Here is an 829-nt window from a genome sequence, read left to right on the forward strand (position 1 = left end):
CCCGATAGCGCTGCGGATGGCCTTCGGCAACCTGCACTCCGCCAGCCAGCTGAAGAGCCTGTACGCCTCGGCCAACGAATACCACCCCGAGGCCCTCGCCCAGGTGCGGGAGCAGGTGAAGTACGCCAAACGGGACGGCGAGACCTACGACGCCAGCGCGCTGGAGTTCGCGGTCGCCTACCACCGGGCTGCCCTCTCGTGGCTGAAGTCCGCCCCCGTCGGGTGACGATCGGCTGGTTCGCGCACCGGCAACGGGCTGCCGTGAGCCCGGGGGCGTACCCCCGATTTGACGCTGCTCCGCGGGGCTCGCAAGCTCACCCCTCGCCCGCGCAGTACGCTTGTCTGTCGTGACCGCTGCCGATTACGCCGAACAGCTCAAGGAACTCGACGCGACCCTGCGAAACATCGAGGCCGTCCTCAACCTCGACCGGCTCCACGAGGACAAGGCCCGCCTTGAGCAGGAGGCGTCCGCCCCCGACCTGTGGGACGACCAGGCCAAGGCCCAGCAGGTGACCTCGCAGCTGTCGTACGTCAACGGCGAGATCAGCAAGCTGGGCAGCCTGCGCTCCCAGCTCGACGACGCCCAGGTGCTGCTGGAGCTGGCCGAGGCCGAGTCCGACCCGGGCGTGTTGACCGAGGTCGAGTCGGAGATCACCGGGTTGACCAAGGCCATCCAGGAGATGGAGGTCCGCACCCTGCTCTCCGGCGAGTACGACTCCCGGGAGGCACTCGTCGCCATCCGGGCCGGCGCCGGTGGTGTGGACGCCGCGGACTTCGCCGAGATGCTGCTGCGGATGTACCTGCGCTGGGCGGAGCGGCACGGCTACCC

The 829-nt window shown here is 69.4% G+C and carries 1 protein-coding gene and 1 pseudogene; both read left to right on the forward strand.

What is annotated here, in order from left to right:
- Positions 1-226, forward strand: a pseudogene (locus KBX53_RS34535) (PadR family transcriptional regulator); the annotation flags it as partial.
- A 121-nt stretch (positions 227-347) separates the two neighbouring features.
- The coding region (locus KBX53_RS34540; protein ID WP_210863985.1) for a PCRF domain-containing protein at positions 348-829 on the forward strand (482 nt) is incomplete at its 3' end.

The organism is Micromonospora sp. M51, from assembly GCF_018070305.1.
Classification (GTDB): Bacteria; Actinomycetota; Actinomycetes; order Mycobacteriales; family Micromonosporaceae; genus Micromonospora; species Micromonospora parva.